Annotated in this window: 12 protein-coding genes; 8 read left to right on the top strand and 4 right to left on the bottom strand. The window is 72.1% G+C overall.

Features of this window, described 5'->3' with window-relative positions; all coding sequences use genetic code 11:
- Positions 1 to 34: 34 nt before the first annotated feature.
- Positions 35 to 307 carry a hypothetical protein gene (locus tag P9K36_RS12535; protein ID WP_043757373.1) on the bottom strand — a complete coding sequence of 91 codons (273 nt, stop codon included), beginning with the start codon at positions 305 to 307 and terminating at the stop codon, positions 35 to 37.
- Positions 308 to 450: 143 nt separating this feature from the next.
- Between P9K36_RS12535 and P9K36_RS12530 the strand changes: the two genes are divergently transcribed.
- From P9K36_RS12530 to P9K36_RS12495, 8 genes are all read left to right on the top strand, one after another.
- Positions 451 to 954 (top strand): pyridoxamine 5'-phosphate oxidase family protein, encoded by a 504-nt coding sequence (locus P9K36_RS12530; protein ID WP_043352302.1) that lies wholly within the window; start codon positions 451 to 453, stop codon positions 952 to 954.
- A gap of 122 nt (positions 955 to 1076) precedes the next feature.
- A complete protein-coding gene (locus tag P9K36_RS12525) occupies positions 1077 to 2369 on the top strand; it encodes a nicotinate phosphoribosyltransferase (protein WP_278307130.1) in 1293 nt (430 codons plus the stop codon).
- Between the two features lie 113 nt (positions 2370 to 2482).
- The gene (locus tag P9K36_RS12520; protein ID WP_278307129.1) at positions 2483 to 3937 is read left to right on the top strand and encodes an MmgE/PrpD family protein; all 1455 of its coding nucleotides are present in this window, start codon (positions 2483 to 2485) and stop codon (positions 3935 to 3937) included.
- Between the two features lie 114 nt (positions 3938 to 4051).
- Positions 4052 to 6106 (top strand): AI-2E family transporter, encoded by a 2055-nt coding sequence (locus P9K36_RS12515; protein WP_278307128.1) that lies wholly within the window; start codon positions 4052 to 4054, stop codon positions 6104 to 6106.
- Between the two features lie 106 nt (positions 6107 to 6212).
- Positions 6213 to 7001, top strand: a complete 789-nt coding sequence (gene hisN / locus P9K36_RS12510) for a histidinol-phosphatase (RefSeq protein WP_043384389.1) — start codon at positions 6213 to 6215, stop codon at positions 6999 to 7001.
- Positions 7002 to 7140: 139 nt separating this feature from the next.
- Complete coding sequence (locus P9K36_RS12505; protein WP_111473924.1) at positions 7141 to 8277, top strand: hypothetical protein; 1137 nt, start codon at positions 7141 to 7143, stop codon at positions 8275 to 8277.
- 72 nt (positions 8278 to 8349) lie between these two features.
- Positions 8350 to 9795 carry a YcjX family protein gene (locus P9K36_RS12500; RefSeq protein WP_043354447.1) on the top strand — a complete coding sequence of 482 codons (1446 nt, stop codon included), beginning with the start codon at positions 8350 to 8352 and terminating at the stop codon, positions 9793 to 9795.
- Between the two features lie 31 nt (positions 9796 to 9826).
- The gene (locus P9K36_RS12495) at positions 9827 to 10858 is read left to right on the top strand and encodes a TIGR01620 family protein (protein ID WP_043757359.1); all 1032 of its coding nucleotides are present in this window, start codon (positions 9827 to 9829) and stop codon (positions 10856 to 10858) included.
- Positions 10859 to 10862: 4 nt separating this feature from the next.
- Here the strand turns inward: P9K36_RS12495 and P9K36_RS12490 are convergent, their stop codons facing one another.
- The 3 genes from P9K36_RS12490 to P9K36_RS12480 form a co-directional block, all read right to left on the bottom strand.
- Positions 10863 to 11090, bottom strand: a complete 228-nt coding sequence (locus P9K36_RS12490) for a hypothetical protein (protein WP_012319110.1) — start codon at positions 11088 to 11090, stop codon at positions 10863 to 10865.
- A 149-nt stretch (positions 11091 to 11239) separates the two neighbouring features.
- Complete coding sequence (locus P9K36_RS12485; protein ID WP_043354436.1) at positions 11240 to 11797, bottom strand: alpha/beta hydrolase; 558 nt, start codon at positions 11795 to 11797, stop codon at positions 11240 to 11242.
- A gap of 46 nt (positions 11798 to 11843) precedes the next feature.
- Complete coding sequence (locus P9K36_RS12480) at positions 11844 to 12917, bottom strand: UV damage endonuclease UvsE (protein ID WP_043354434.1); 1074 nt, start codon at positions 12915 to 12917, stop codon at positions 11844 to 11846.
- Positions 12918 to 12926: the final 9 nt, after the last annotated feature.

Below are 12926 nucleotides of genomic sequence, written 5' to 3'. Positions count from 1 at the left end.
GATCGGCCTCACGCCGCTCCGCGGTCGTCTTCGGTCATCGCGGTCGAGCGATGAGGTTACAGTCTTCCATGGGTCCGCGCACCACGGTCCCGTCGCCGCGCCGGTAGACGCCGTGACGCAGGCGGCGGCAGCCGAGGGGGCCACGCAGGCGCTTCACGCGCTCGATATGGACGCTGCCATAGCGCCGGTGCGAGAAGTCATGCCCGCCGATGCGCACGCCCGGGCCGAAGCGCACCTCGGCCGCGGCCGGCCGCAGGCTGAGGCCGAGGGTGACCCGCACCAGCGGCACCGCCGCACGGACGATCATCCGAACGCGTTTCATCCGAACCTCCGTCACCGCACGGGCAAGCTGAACCAACGGGAGATTGATCCGTTGTCGGGGCAGCCTTCGGCGGCCCCCCTCTCGGTGAGGCCCGCCGGGACCGACACGACGCGTAGGAGACCATTTTCATGCATCAGGGCAACCACCGCGACCACGAAGGCGCGAAGAAGCTGTTCGAGCTCATCAAGGACGTGAAGATCGCCATGATGACCACCGTCGATTCCGACGGCACGCTCAACAGCCGCCCGATGTGGAACAACGATGCCGACGAGAACGGCGACCTGTGGTTCTTCACCAAGCTGCACTCGCCCAAGACGACGGAGATCAGCCGCGACAACCAGATCAACCTCGCCTATTCCGACCCGTCGAGCCAGAACTACGTCTCGGTGGCCGGCAAGGCCGAGATCGTCCGCGATCAGGCGATCATCGACGCCAAGTGGAATGAGAGCCTGAAGACGTGGTTCCCCAACGGCAAGAATGATCCCGAGGTGGCGCTGATCCGCGTCCATCCGGAGAAGGGCGAGTACTGGGACAGCCCCAACAGCACGATGCTGCACCTCTACGGCTACGTGAAGGCCTCCCTCACCGGCGAGAGCCCCAAGACCGAGACCAAGAAGGTCGACCTCGCCTGAGGATCGGTCTTCAGGACAGGCGTTCGCACGGGCGGCTTCCGGGAGGAGGCCGCCCGTCTTCTTGACGGGCGCGGGCTCGGCATGCGCTCTGCGCCATCGAAGCGCGGCAGAGTGCGAAAAGAATGCTCGATCTGGCGAAGCGGGTCTACGATCACAGTTTCCGCATCGACCCGATCGTGCGGTCGCTGCTCGACACCGATTTCTACAAGCTGCTGATGGCGCAGACGATCCTGCGCCGGCACCCCGCGATCGAGACCACCTTCGGCATCACCAACCGCACGCGGCGCATCCGCATCGCCGATGAGGTCGATGCCGGCCTGCTGCGCGAACAGCTCGATCACGCCCGGACGTTGCGGCTGAGCAAGAGCGAGATCACCTGGCTGCGCGGCAACGTCTTCCGCGGCCAGGGGCGCATCCTCGGGCCGGAATTCGTGGCGTGGTTCGAGACCTTCCGGCTCCCCGACTACGAGCTCGCCGTCCATGACGGCCAGTACGAGCTGACCTTCCACGGTCCCTGGATCGAGACCACGATGTGGGAGGTCCCGGCGCTCGCGATCCTCAACGAGCTGCGGGCGCGCGCCGTGCTGCGGGGCCTCGGCAAGCTCGACCTTCAGGTGCTCTACGCCCGGGCCATGACGCGGGTCTGGGAGAAGATCGAGCGGCTGCAGAAGCTGCCGGACCTGTCGGTGGCGGATTTCGGCACGCGCCGCCGCCACGGCTTCCTCTGGCAAGACTGGTGCGTGCAGGCCATGGCCGAAGGCTTGGGCGGCGCGTTCCTCGGCACCTCGAACTGCCTGATCGCCGCGCGGCAGGAGGTCGAGCCGGTGGGCACCAACGCCCACGAGTTGCCGATGGTCTACGCCGCCCTCGCCGAGGAGGACGGGGCGCTCTCCGCCGCGCCCTACGCGGTGCTGGCCGACTGGCAGGAGGATTACGGCGGCAACCTGCTGGTGATCCTGCCCGACACCTACGGGACCACCGGATTCCTGGCCAATGCTCCCGACTGGGTCAGCGACTGGACCGGCATCCGCATCGATTCGAAGGATCCGATCGAGGGCGGCGAGGAGGTGATCCGGTTCTGGCAGGCGCGCGGGCACGATCCGCGGGACAAGCTCGCGATCTTCTCCGACGGGCTCGACATCGACGAGATCGAGCGCATCCACGCCCGGTTCCACGGGCGCATGCGCATCGGCTACGGCTGGGGCACGCTGCTCACCAACGATTTCCGCGGCCTCCTGCCGGACGGCAAGCTCGATCCGGTCTCCATCGTCTGCAAGGTCACGGAGGCGAAGGGCCGACCCACCGTGAAACTCTCCGACAATCCCACCAAGGCGCAGGGCCCGGCCGACGAGGTCGCCCGCTACCGGCGGGTCTTCGGCGTGGGCGAGCAGGAGGCGCTGCCGGTGCTGGTCTGAGAGCGGTGTCAGACCGGGCGCGATGAAACGCCCCGGCTGACCGGACACAATCGAATTCATTATCATGTCGACCAACCGGAGCCGCCGGGAGCGGCCCTGCCTGGGAGAACGCCATGTCGATGAATCGCCGCTCGCTCATCGGGGCCGCGGGGCTCGCCCTCGCGACGCCCGCGCTGCAGGCCGGAGAGGCCGCCGAGGCGGCAAAGCCCGCCGCCAAGACGCCGCCGCCGCACGTCACGAAGATCCTCGCCCAATGGATCCTGGGGTCGTCCTACGACACGCTGCCCGATCCGGTCCGCCGCGAGAGCGTGCGCAGCGTCCTCAACTGGGTGGGGGTGGCGATCGGCGGCTCGCACCATGAGACCGTGGACGTGGCGGTCTCGGCGCTGCAGCCCTTCTCGGGTCCGCCCCAGGCCGGGCTGTTCGGCCGGACCGAGCGGTTCGACATCCTGAACGCCGCCTTCCTCAACGGCGTGTCGAGCCACATCTTCGACTTCGACGACACCCACCTGAAGACGATCATCCACCCCGCCGGCCCGGTCGCCTCGGCGATCCTGGCCTATGCGGAGATGAAGCCGGTCACCGGCAGGGCCTTCCTCGACGCCCTCGTGGTCGGGATCGAGACCGAGTGCCGGATCGGCAATGCCGTCTACCCGAACCATTACGATGCGGGCTGGCACATCACCGGCACCTGCGGGCCGTTCGGCGCCGCGGCGGCCGCCGGGAAACTGATGGGCCTCACCGAGCAGCAGATGGTCTACGCGCTGGGGCTCGCCGCCTCGCAGCCCGTGGGCCTGCGCGAATCGTTCGGCTCGATGAACAAGAGCTTCAACCCGGGCCGGGCAGCCTCCAACGGCCTGTTCGCCGCGATCCTGGCGGCGAAGGGCTTCACCTCGTCGGACGGGATGATCGAGGCGAAGCGCGGCTGGGCGAACACGATCTCCACCAAGCAGGACTGGTCGGAGATCACCGACGGCCTCGGCAGCCGCTACGAGGCGCAGCTGAACACCTACAAGCCCTTCGCCTGCGGCATCGTCATGCACCCGACGATCGACGCGGCGATCCAGATCCGCGACGCCGACCACGTCCGGCCGGAGGACATCAAGCGCGTCGACCTGAAGGTCCATCCGCTGGTGCTGGAGCTGACCGGCAAGACCGCGCCGAAGACAGGCCTGGAGGGCAAGTTCAGCATCTACCACGCGGCGGCGGTGGCCTTCGTGGAGGGCGCGGGCGGCGAGAAGCAGTTCAGCGACCGGGCGGTGAACGATCCGCGCGTGGTGGCGCTGCGCCAGAAGGTGGTCCCGGTGATCACCCCCGGCATCGAGCCCGCGCAGGTCGACATGACCGTGACGCTGAACGACGGGCGGACCGTCCACCGGTACATCGAGCATGCCATCGGCAGCGTCGAGAAACCGATGTCCGATGCGCAGCTGGACGCGAAGTTCGCCGATCTCGCCGCCGGAATCCTCCCGGAGGCGCAGGCCAAGCGGGTGATGCAGCTGTGCCGGTCGCTGCCCGAACTGAAGGATGCGGGCGACGTGGCGCGGGCCGGCGTGTCGGGGGCGTAGACGGCCGGCGCAGCCCGCGGGATCATTTTCAGCCCCCGTGCCGTTCCCCGTGCGCGTGGCTTCCGTTGCTCCCGGCGGAGGCCCGCACGTCGCGTACGGGATGCGGATCAGCGGATGGGTACCAAAACCCCGGTCGGGGTCGAACCGGCAGCCCGATCCAGGGCGCCTCTGCTTCCGCCGCGGCCGACCCGCGTCGCCGCGGCCGAGACGCCGCGGGCCGCCATGGCGTCGCCCGTGGTGGTCGGGGCGACCATCATCGCGGCTCTGTATTTCGGTCGCGAGATCTTCATCCCCATCGCGATCGCGTTGCTCCTGTCGTTCGTGCTCACCCCGCTGGTGAACCGCCTGCGGCGGCTGCGGCTGCCCCGGCTGGTGGCGGTCGGCGTCAGCGTGGGTCTGACCCTGGGCATCGTGGCCGCCCTGGCGACCCTGATCGGCATCCAGGCGGCGGATCTCGCGGGCGACGTCCCGCGCTACCGGGCCACCATCGAGCGCAAGATCAACGGGCTGCGCGACTCGCCCGTCGGACACGCCACGGAATACGTCGCCAATATCGGGCGGGCGCTTCATGGCGGCGCCAAGGAGGTGAACAACCCGGAGGGCCAGCAGCCCGCGCCGCCGACACCGCCGCCGACGCCGCCGGGTCCCGAGCAGCCCCAGGCCGCGCCGAAACCCGTCCTGGTCGAGGTCGCCGCGAGCCCGCCGGGCCCGATCGAGATGCTGTCCACCGTGCTCTCGCCGGTGATGCATCCGCTGGCGACGGTCGGCATCGTCTTCGTGGTGCTGCTGTTCGTGCTGATGCAGCGCGAGGATCTGCGCGACCGCATGATCCGGCTGGCGGGATCGAGCGACCTGCACCGGACCACCGTGGCGATCGACGACGCCGCCAAGCGGCTCAGCCGCTACTTCGTGGTGCAGCTCGCCCTCAACGCCGCCTTCGGGATCGTGATCGGCATCGGCCTCTACGTGATCGGCGTGCCGAATCCGGTGCTCTGGGCGATCTTCGCGGCCCTGATGCGCTTCGTGCCGTATCTGGGGGCCGTCCTGTCGGCCCTCCTGCCGATGGCGCTCGCCGCCGCGGTCGATCCCGGCTGGAACATGATGATCGCCGTGGCGATCCTGTTCGTCGTGCTGGAGCCGCTCACCGGCCAGGTCTTCGAGCCGATCGTCTACGGGCAATCCACCGGGCTCTCACCCTTCGCGGTCCTGGTCTCGGCGCTGTTCTGGACCTGGCTGTGGGGACCGGTCGGCCTGCTGCTCTCGACGCCGCTCACCGTCTGCCTCGTCGTGCTCGGCCGCTACGTGGAGCGTCTGGAATTCCTGGACGTGCTGTTCGGCGACCGGCCGGCCCTGACCCCCGTCCAGAATTTCTATCAGCGGGTCCTGGCGGGCGATGCCGAGGAGGTGCTGGGCCATGCCGAGCTGATCCTGCAGCAATGCTCGCTCTCGTCCTATTACGACGACGTGGTGCTCAAGGCCCTCGAACTCGCCGCCCAGGACGCGGCCCGGGGGGTGCTGACCGCCCAGCAGAAGGCGGCGATGCGCGCGGCCCTCGCCGAGCTGATCGCCGACCTCTCCGACCGGAGCGACGCCGTCGCGGCCGCGTCCGGCGACGGGGAGGAGGGCGCCTGCAGCGCGCTGCCGATGGGTCCGACCCCAGAGGCGCTCTCCGAGGACTGGACCCGCGCGGGCGCGGTCCTGTGCGTCGCGGGCCGCGGCTTCCTGGACGAGGCCGCGGCTGCGATCCTCGCACAGATCCTGGAGAAGCGCGGCCTCGGCGTCCGCACGATCCCCTTCGCCGAGACGGCTTCCGCGCGGATCGGGCGATTCGATCCGGGGACGGCGCGCATGGTCTGCGTGGTCTCCCTCGCCCTCGACGGCGAGCCGACCCATCTGCGCCGGCTGATCCGCCGGCTGAAGGGTCGGTTGCCCGGGGTGCCGATCCTGCTCGGCCTGTGGCTCGCCCAGGATGACGGGGCGAGCCGCCTCGCCGGCGGACCGGGGGGCGCCGCGGAGGCCGATGGGCAGGTGGGGTCGCTGCGCGAGGCCGTCGAGGCGGTCCTGGCGCAGGCGGACGCCACCGGTGCAGCCGGAACCGGCGCGGCGCCGGACGGCGCCCCGGACCCGGAACGCGGGGCGCCGCGTCTGCCGGCCTCGGCCGACGCATGAGCCCGGGGGGCTTGACGGGCGGGGGGGCGCCCCGGTTTCGTCGGGATCGGGCAGTCGATCGGGCAGTCGGTCGGGCGGCCTTCGGGCACAGCAGGGAACGGAACGGATGAGCGTCGTCGAACTCGGACGGTTCATGGACGACCTCGCGGACGCGTCCGGCAAGGCGATCCTGCCTTTCTTCCGCGCCCAGTTCGGCCTCGACGACAAGGCCCGCGGCGGAGCGCCGTTCGACCCGGTCACCGAGGCCGACCGGGCCGCCGAGGTCGTGCTCCGGGCGATGATCGGCCAGACCTTTCCGGGCCACGGCATCCTCGGCGAGGAATTCGGCTCGGAGCGCACCGACGCCGAATGCGTCTGGGTCCTCGACCCGATCGACGGCACCCGGGCCTTCATCGGAGGCCTGCCGACCTGGGGCACGCTGATCGGGCTGAGCCGCAACGGCGTCCCGGTGCGCGGAATGATGCACCAACCCTATCTGGCGGAGCGCTTCACCGGGGACGGGCGCAGCGCGCGCCTGCGTGCGCCGTCGGGCGAGCGGACACTGCGGACACGGCGCTGCGCGGACCTCGCCCAGGCGATCCTGGCCACCACGGATCCGCGCCTGTTCGCGGCGGGCGCGGAGGCCGAGCGCTTCCGGTCGCTGGAGGGGCAGGTGCGGATGTCCCGCTACGGCGCCGATTGCTACGCCTACTGCATGCTGGCCGCCGGCCAGATCGACCTCGTCGTCGAGGCCGGGCTGAAGCCCTACGACATCGTCGCCCTCATCCCGATCGTCGAGGGGGCCGGGGGGCGTGTCACGGCCTGGGACGGCGGTCCCGCCGCGGGCGGCGGGCGCGTGATCGCGGCGGGCGACCCGCGGCTGCACGAGGCGGCGCTCAAGGTGCTGAACCCGTGAGGCGGCGGCGGCGCACGGCCATGTCTTTGAGCGGGGAAACGGACGGGCGCGCCGCGGTCGGAGGCACGCGCTCTCCCGCGCCCCTGTGCAGGGGGCGGGAGCGCGTGGGGACTCCGATCCGCCGACAGGATCCATCCGCGTGCTGCTGAACGCGCTGATCCTGTTGACGACCCTGGTCCCCCGAGCCGAGGCCGGCGCGGCAGGCCTCGCGCACGCCCTGCCGCCCCTCGCCGCGGCCTCCGCCCCGGCTGAAAGCCCGCCCCCGCGCTTCGATCCCGCCACCCGCTCGGTCTCAAACTGGCACGCCCAGACCGGCGCGCAGCTGATGCCGCGGGCGCTGGCGGTCACGGCCTCGCTGGCGGAGGATCCGCCCTACGTCGCCCGCTGCGTGCGGCTCAACAACGGCTGGTGCATCAAGTCCGCCCGCTGGTCCGGCGAGATCGGCGCCGACGGGGAGGGCCACACCGCCTTCGCCACCCTCGAGGACGGCGCCGATGCCGCCGCGAGCCTGCTGCGGCGCTACTACCGCGATTACGGCCGGCGTACGGCGCTGGCCATCGTGCGCCGCTGGGCGCCGGCGGAGTGCCGCGTCGCGTCCGCACCCGCGCGGCCGGGGCGCTCGGCCGTGACCCCCGCTGTCTCGGCGGCCCTCGCGCCGCGGGGCCTCGGGCGGACCCTCCGGGCCCGCTATCTCGCCGCGCACCGCCCCGGCGGGGCGCCACGGGGCCGAGCGGCCCTGCGGGTGCAGCCCTGGTCACCCCTCGCCCGGATGGCCGGCCGTCCCGCCCGCCGCCCAGCTGCCGTGCCGCGCGTGGCGATGCTTCAGCCGGTGCCCGACATCGCGGCCGGGATCGCCTCGTCGGCCGAGCCGGCGCGGCCGGCCCGGAGCGTCGCCGATCCGACGGCGCTCCTCGAGCGGAAGACGGCGAGCCGGGTTCCGAGTGCCGAGCGGATGGTGGCCGAATCCGCGCTGCTGCCGGCGATCGCCGCCGGCCTGCCAGTCCTCGACCTGCGCCTGCCGGCCCCGCTCTGCACCGGCGACGAGGTCCGGATCCAGGCCTATGCCGGTCGGATCAGCGCCAGCGTCGGCCTGAAGCCCGGCGACGACCTCGACCTGTTCGGGCCGGACGGCACGCCGCGCGCCAATCTGGCCCCGGTGATGCAGGTGATGTCGGCGGTGGAACTCGGCACGCTCCGGGCCGGCCCGGACCTCGTCGCCGGAGCGATCGCACGGCTGAGGCCGCTCACGCCCGCCGCCATCGGTGCAACGCCTTAGCGTCAAGCCTTGCGGTTCGGCCCCCGCCGCGCCACCTCTGCCCGGCCTGTTCCCCTCACGACGAGCCCGCCCGTGCCCCTGATCGACCTTGCCGCGCGCGCCGGCTCGGCCGTCAAAGCCTTCGCCGAAGCCTCGCACGACCTGCTGGTCCAGCCGACCCTGCGGCTGGGCGTGACCGGGCTCGCGCGCTCGGGCAAGACCGTCTTCACCACGGCCCTGATCCACCACCTCGTGGAGACGCACGCGCTGCCGGCCTTCGCCCCCGCGCAGGAGGGCCGCCTGCGCCGCGCCAAGCTGGTGCCCCAACCCGACGACGACGTGCCGCGCTTCCCCTTCGAGGAGCATTTCGCCACGCTCACCGAGGCGCGGTGCTGGCCGCGCTCCACCGACCGGATCAGCCAGTTCCGCCTGGAGATCGCCTACGAGCGTGCCGCCGGCTGGCGCACCGGCCCGGCCACCCTGATGCTCGACGTGGTCGATTACCCGGGCGAATGGCTCCTCGACCTCGCCCTGATCGAGACCAGCTACACGGCGTGGTCCCGGGCCACGATCGGCGGCACCCGCCGCCCCGGCCGCGCCGCCGTGGCGGCGCCCTGGCTCGCGGCGCTGAAGGGCTTCGATCCGAACGGCCCCCTCGACGAGGTCGCGGCCGAGCGGGCGAGCGACGCCTTCAAGACCTACCTCGCGGGCCTGCGCGCCGGCCCGGAAGCGGTGGCGACGACGCCGCCCGGCCGCTTCCTGATGCCCGGCGACCTCGCGGGCTCCCCGGCGCTGACCTTCGCGCCCCTCGACCGGCTCCCCGAGGCGATCGCGCCCGACAGCCTCGCGGGGCTGATGGAGCGGCGCTTCGAGGCCTACAAGACCAAGGTCGTGACGCCGTTCTTCCGCGACCATTTCCAGCGGGTCGACCGGCAGATCGTGCTGGTGGACGTGCTCTCGGCGGTCGATGCCGGCCCCACCGCCCTGGCCGAGCTGGAGGAGGCGCTGGACGCGGTGCTGCTCAGCCTCAACATCGGCCGCAACACGGTGCTGTCGCGGCTGTTCGCGCCGCGGGCCGACCGCGTGCTGTTCGCCGCCACCAAGGCCGACCACCTCCACCAGACGAGCCACGACCGGCTCGACGCCCTCCTGCGGCTTCTCGTATCCCGGGCGATGCGGCGGACGGAGGCGGCGGGCGCCCGGGTGGGCACGGTGGCGCTGGCCTCCGTGCGCGCCACCCGCGAGACCACCGTCCATGACGGGTCGGACACGCTGCGGGCGGTGGCCGGCACCCCGGAAGCCGGCGAGGTGGTGGGCGACGAGGTCTTCGACGGCAACAGCGAGGCCGCGATCTTCCCGGGCGAGCTGCCGGCCCGCGCCGAGGCGGTGCTGGAGGGCGCGGTGGAGCCGGGCTCGCTGCGCTTTCCGCGCTTCCGGCCGCCGCTGGTCAGGCCCGACGGGCTCGGCCGCCCCGGCCACCTGCCGCAGATCCGCCTGGACCGGGCGATGCAGTTCCTGATCGGCGACCGTCTGGCGTGACGATGTGTGCGACTCCGCGGAGCCTTCGAGCATGACCTCCGGCCAGAAACCCCGCGCCTTCCGGATCACGCCCGAGCTGGCCGCCGAGCCGAGCGTCATCACGACGCCGCTCGCCGCCCGGCCGCCCCAGGCCCGGATCGTGGACGAGCCCTTCGAGATCGTCGATGCCGCCGACGGCGTCGCCGTGCCGGTGGCGCCGCGGTCGCGCTCGCCCTGGGGCACCCTGTTCCTCTCGGCGGTGGGCGGCCTCGTCTCCCTCGGCGTCGGCCTGTCGGTCGAGCGGATGATCGCCGACCTGTTCCAGGCCGCCCCCTGGCTCGGCTGGGTGGCCCTCGCGCTTCTGGGACTTGCCGCGCTGGCGCTGCTCGCGATCGTGGTCCGGGAACTCGCCGGCCTGCGGCGCGAACGGAAGATCGAGCGCCTGCGCCAGTCGGCGCTGGACGCCCTCGCCACCCGCGACCACACCGGCGCGCAGGCGGTGGTGCAGGCGCTCTCGACCTTCTACGCCGACCGCGACACGCTGTCGGCGGGCCGCGCCCGGATCGACGCCGCCGCCGACGCGATCCTCGACGTGGACGACCGGATCGGGCTCGCCGAGCACGAGCTGCTGGCCGGGCTGGACCGGCAGGCGCGCAACGCCATCGCGACGACGGCCAAGCAGGTCTCGGCGGTGACCGCGCTCAGCCCGCGGGCGATCGTCGACGTGGCCTTCGTGGTGTTCGCGGCGGTGCGGCTGCTGCGCCGGATCGCGGCGATCTACGGCGGCCGGCCGGGCTTCCTGGGCTTCCTGCGGCTGGGGCGCGCGGCGCTCGCGCATCTCACCGTCACCGGCGGGATGGCGGTGGGCGAGAGCGTCATGCAGCAGGTTCTGGGGCTCGGGATCGCCGCCCGGGTCTCGGCCAAGCTGGGCGAGGGCGTGCTCAACGGGCTGATGACCGCCCGGTTCGGGCTCGCGGCCCTGAATGTCTGCCGTCCGCTGCCCTTCGTGCGGGAGGCCCCGCCGCGGCTCGCCGACGTCGCCGGCGAGCTGCTGCGCTCGGCCGAGGCCGAGCCGAAATCGTAGCGGGCTACTTGGCGCCCGCGGCGGCGCGGCGGTTGGCGATGCGGGAGAACATGTTGCCGGTATAGTCGGCGGTCTTCGGCTTCTCGGGCTCGCCGAGCTTGGCCTCGAAGGCCTCGATCCGCTTGAGCAGCGTCACGTCGTTGAACAGCGAGCTGTTGAAGTTGCTCTGGGCCCGGGGGCCGAGGGCGGTCTGCACCGCTTCGAGTCGTTCCAGAAGCTCTTTGCGCGTCACGGTGCTCTCCAGGGGCGGCTTCGGGACGAAGGACCGCCCGTACCGCCACTGAAGGGGGCGGTGGTAAACAGCGCGTTAATGCGGTGGCCGCGTCGGGGATCGGAGCCTGGTCGTCCGCGGGTTCCGTGCAGCCCTGCCATTCAGGTCCGTCACACGGACAGACCCTTCAGGAACCCGGCGAGCCGCATCAGCCCTTCGGGCCACGGCCCGTGCCCGCTCGCCACGTTGATATGGCCGGATTCGCCGGCATCGACCGTCAGCGAGCCCCAGGCATGGGCGAAGTCGTCGGCCCGCTCGTAGCGGCAATAGGGATCCGTCCGGCTGGCGACCAGAAGCGACGGGAAGGGCAGGGGGTCCCGCGGCACCGGCGCGAAGACGCGCGCCGCCGCGGGCACGTCGGGGTTTTCCTCCACGTCCGGGACGGAGACCAGCAGGGCGCCGCGCACCACCCCCGCGGGGAAGTGCGGCACCGCCTCGACGCAGGCCACGACGCCGAGGCTATGGGCGATCAGGATGACCGGCCGGGTCGCCGCTGCGACCGCCTCGGCGATGCGCCCGCACCACGCCTCCGGTGTCGGGGCGTGCCACTGGTCCTGCTCCACCACCCGCGCCGTGGCGAGGCGGCCCGCCCAGCGGGCCTGCCAATGGTCTTCCTCGGAACCTCCAAGCCCCGGGACGATGAGGATGTCGCAATCGGCGGTCTTCATGTCGGATTGCCTAGAGCGGACCGGCGGAGACGTCGAGACCGCCCCGTCATTCGGCCGCGATCGGCGCGGCCTGCTCCAGCGCCTGGATGTGACGGGCGATCTGCATGGAGGCGCGGTTCTTCGCCTTGGCCTCGATCTCGAAATCCGCCCAGGCGAGATGGCGGGCGACGAGATCGTTCACCGCCCGGTTCCACATCATGTCGGAATGGGCCGCGAGATCCCGGACCGCGTGACCGGCCCCGCGCAGGGCGGGGAAGTCGGGCAGGGCGTCCGGATCGCAGTCGGACGAGACCGCCTCGCGCGACACGCTGATATGGGCCACGGGCCGCACGCCGCGCCAGGACTCCGTCACCCGGGCGATCCGGGGATCGTCCGGTTCGAGGTATGCGCCGCCGCTCTCGACCCAGTGGTGGTGCAGGTCGAGCACCACCGGCACGATGTCGGCGAGTTGCAGCACCGCGTCGAGGCCGAAGACGTTCTCGTCGTTCTCCACGGTGACGAGGTCGCGCGCCACCCGGCTCGCCCGGGGCAGGGTCTCGCGGAAGCCCGCGACCCCGGGGTCGCCGGCGCCGACATGGATGTTGATGTGGGCGCCGTGCGGGTGCCAGCCGCCGCCGTAGCCCATCCGGTCGAAGATCTCGGCGTGGTAGTCGAGTTCCGACAGGCCGTTCGCGATGGCGGCCGGGTTGCGGCTCGCCAGCAGGCAGAACGGCCCCGGATGGAAGCTCAGGCGCACGCCGAGCCGGCGTGCGAGGGCTCCGGCCTCCGCGAGGCCGCGCTCGACCAGCGCCGCCATCTCGGGCTCGGCGTAGATCGCCTGCGCGATGGGGTGGGTGTAGCCCGGCAGGACGTTGCTCGCCATGCGCAGGAGGCGCTCCAGGGGCGGCCGGGCCCCGACCCAGGCGATCTGGCGGGCCAGCGCGGCGAGGTTGTGGGCGACGAGGCCGGCGAGCTTGGCCCGCCGGGCGGCGGGCTCCAGCTTGGTGAGATGGGCCATGGTCACGCTGGTGAGGTTCATGTGCAGCGTGGCCTCCCGCTCCGCCTTGAGGGTGGCGTGGGTGCCGGGAGGCTCGTCCAGGACAAACTTGCAGCAGAATCCGAGGCGGGGCTGAGCGTGCATAACGGGCAC

It is taken from the genome of Methylobacterium sp. 391_Methyba4, assembly GCF_029691625.1.
Lineage (GTDB): Bacteria > Pseudomonadota > Alphaproteobacteria > Rhizobiales > Beijerinckiaceae > Methylobacterium > Methylobacterium fujisawaense.
Note: the sequence above shows the minus strand (reverse complement) of the source record. Positions and strands in the feature narration are given on the sequence as shown.

What these genes read in the sequence shown, in the direction of transcription:
- P9K36_RS12535 (WP_043757373.1), bottom strand. Translation starts at nt 307, where the DNA reads ATGATCGTCCGTGCGGCGGTGCCGCTGGTGCGGGTCACCCTCGGCCTC.
- P9K36_RS12530 (WP_043352302.1), top strand. Translation starts at nt 451, where the DNA reads ATGCATCAGGGCAACCACCGCGACCACGAAGGCGCGAAGAAGCTGTTC.
- P9K36_RS12525 (WP_278307130.1), top strand. Translation starts at nt 1,077, where the DNA reads ATGCTCGATCTGGCGAAGCGGGTCTACGATCACAGTTTCCGCATCGAC.
- P9K36_RS12520 (WP_278307129.1), top strand. Translation starts at nt 2,483, where the DNA reads ATGTCGATGAATCGCCGCTCGCTCATCGGGGCCGCGGGGCTCGCCCTC.
- P9K36_RS12515 (WP_278307128.1), top strand. Translation starts at nt 4,052, where the DNA reads ATGGGTACCAAAACCCCGGTCGGGGTCGAACCGGCAGCCCGATCCAGG.
- hisN (WP_043384389.1), top strand. Translation starts at nt 6,213, where the DNA reads ATGAGCGTCGTCGAACTCGGACGGTTCATGGACGACCTCGCGGACGCG.
- P9K36_RS12495 (WP_043757359.1), top strand. Translation starts at nt 9,827, where the DNA reads ATGACCTCCGGCCAGAAACCCCGCGCCTTCCGGATCACGCCCGAGCTG.
- P9K36_RS12485 (WP_043354436.1), bottom strand. Translation starts at nt 11,797, where the DNA reads ATGAAGACCGCCGATTGCGACATCCTCATCGTCCCGGGGCTTGGAGGT.
- P9K36_RS12480 (WP_043354434.1), bottom strand. Translation starts at nt 12,917, where the DNA reads ATGCACGCTCAGCCCCGCCTCGGATTCTGCTGCAAGTTTGTCCTGGAC.